5 protein-coding genes are annotated in these 2,067 nt (G+C 32.1%); all 5 read right to left on the minus strand.

Annotation, left to right across the window (positions count from 1 at the left end; all coding sequences use genetic code 11):
- Positions 1-59 precede the first annotated feature (59 nt).
- Entirely contained in the window at positions 60-479 is a 420-nt protein-coding gene (locus HNQ03_RS15930; RefSeq protein ID WP_317170386.1) for a JAB-like toxin 1 domain-containing protein, read from the minus strand.
- Between the two features lie 35 nt (positions 480-514).
- Positions 515-925 carry a hypothetical protein gene (locus HNQ03_RS15935; RefSeq protein ID WP_173780685.1) on the minus strand — a complete coding sequence of 137 codons (411 nt, stop codon included), beginning with the start codon at positions 923-925 and terminating at the stop codon, positions 515-517.
- 12 nt (positions 926-937) lie between these two features.
- Entirely contained in the window at positions 938-1,390 is a 453-nt protein-coding gene (locus HNQ03_RS15940; protein ID WP_173780686.1) for a hypothetical protein, read from the minus strand.
- 133 nt (positions 1,391-1,523) lie between these two features.
- On the minus strand, positions 1,524-1,841 hold the full coding sequence (locus HNQ03_RS15945) for a hypothetical protein (RefSeq protein ID WP_173780687.1): 318 nt from the start codon (positions 1,839-1,841) through the stop codon (positions 1,524-1,526).
- Positions 1,841-2,067, minus strand: a 227-nt coding sequence (locus HNQ03_RS15950) for a hypothetical protein (RefSeq protein ID WP_173780688.1), incomplete at its 5' end; no start/stop codon positions are given. The genes HNQ03_RS15945 and HNQ03_RS15950, both read right to left, overlap by 1 nt.

The raw sequence follows: 2,067 nt of genomic DNA on the forward strand, positions 1-2,067 counted from the left end.
AAATTTTCTTCTCGTTTTTCTCATGTTTTTTCCGACTATTTAAAGTTAATAATTTCAACTTAAATAGTGGTCCAGTTTTTCAAGGGTATTATAGACCATCCAACTCCATCGGAAAAATCATCGTGTGAAGTGTTTAGTACAAATTTAGAATTTTCAAAATGGCTTGAAAGTTTCCACTCAACTATTGAATTTTGTGAGGTAAATTGAAAGAGATCAAATGCTTGCTCTCCTTTTTCTGTAACAGAATAACTGACATTTTTTGTAGCATCAGTATTTCCAAAAGAATGTGATTTTTGTAGTTGATCTATAATTCCTTTATCTAATGTAATACTATTACTTTTATCTACAGTTCCTTCTATATTGGTTGCAAAAAGTGTATCAGTTGGGTCAGCTTCAGTTCCATCTTTTTTATCAACTCTTTCCACATTTCCATTTTGTGATAATTTATAATCAGTCAAAACTCCACGACCATCGGGCACGGATTGCAAATCCGCGCCATCGGGTTTTTATTTAATTAAAATCTTTTACCTAGTTGAGAGCATTTACACGGAGATGGAGCGCTCCCAACAGCCTTCAAATCTAAATGTAAATAATACTTTCTTTTTTTACCTTCCACAAATAAAGTCAAACTATCTTTCTTCTTGGAAACATAATCTCCTTTTTCAATTCCATTTCTCCATTGATCAAGCATTGGCAAACAAATATTTCCAAAATTCATATAAGGATACATATGGTTGGACGTGTCAGCAATTTCTCCTAAATATCTTTCTCTTTCCATTTTTATAGGACGAAAATCATTTAAGAAAATTTCTTCATCAGATTGAAAAAAATCTTTTAGCCCTGTTTTTTCAGAATTAAAATAAAAAAACAAAATAAAAAAACCTACTAAAGATATTAAAACTAATAAACTATTATATTTCTTCATTTCTCTTAATTCTTATTTTTTTGCAGGAGGAGTAGTCCAAAATAATTGAGTCCCTCCATATTGGTATGAACCTCCAAATCCAAAAGGATTAATCCCTAAACTACTAGTCGTGTATCCTACAGGACCTGTTCCAAAATTACTAGGAACCATATCTTTAATTCCAAATCTTTGGTTTTGGTCAGTTCTTCCATAAGAGCTATTGAAGAAAAAAGCAGATCCCGAATAACTCATCCCACGTTCAGCAAAATCACCAATTTTAAGATCGTGTCCAGCAGGACGATTAACAGAAAACAAACTAAATGAAGGACCTACGTCATAACCAACACCAAAATTTATATTAGCATAAAAAGAACTACCATTTTTTCCATCAGCAGAAACATATCCTAATGCTCCAGACCAACCATAGCCAATTATACCACTAAATCTAATTTCTCCACCCATACCACCTAATCCAGTAGATTCCATTCCTCTAATCGAAAAAATGGTTTGAGTATCATGACAAGATAAAATACTGATAATCAGCAATTTAAATCCTTAACTTAATAACATTGCGCTTGCGCCAGCAGGGGGGGGGGGGGGGGTATCTTTTAGGAATTTTTTATTGTATAGTATAGTTTTTATAAAATTTGTATTTGCCATTTTTCTTTCTATAAACATTAAAATTTTTCGTATTCTCCTTTTTAAATATAGAGTCTCCTATTTTTAAGTCAAAGTTATCTATTGAATTCGAATCTATAAATATTTTATTTTCCAAATGAAAATATACAGTCTGTACCGCCCAATCTTTTCTTTTTACAATTTTACTATTAATTTGTTTTTTGTAAAATTTTGTAAAATTCATTTTACCCCAAAAGTAAAAACCTAAAATTAATAAAAATGGCACTAATAACAACCACGGCTTTTTATAATTTTTCATTATTTAAATCTTATAATTTGATGAACACCTGATGCTGGTGTATAATTTACACCAACTTGTAATGAAGCGGCTGATGCTCCAGCGCGAACTCCTATACCACCAGATATATAAGTTGATATTATGGCGTTGTTAAATGGTCGTGATGGATCTTTGGCTGAATAAGTTACTCCAGCCGCAGCCGCTGGTCCAGCACCGATACCTACAGAAGCATTTAATGAAGGACCGC

The sequence above is a fragment of the Frigoriflavimonas asaccharolytica genome, assembly GCF_013294015.1.
Taxonomy (GTDB): Bacteria; Bacteroidota; Bacteroidia; order Flavobacteriales; family Weeksellaceae; genus Frigoriflavimonas; species Frigoriflavimonas asaccharolytica.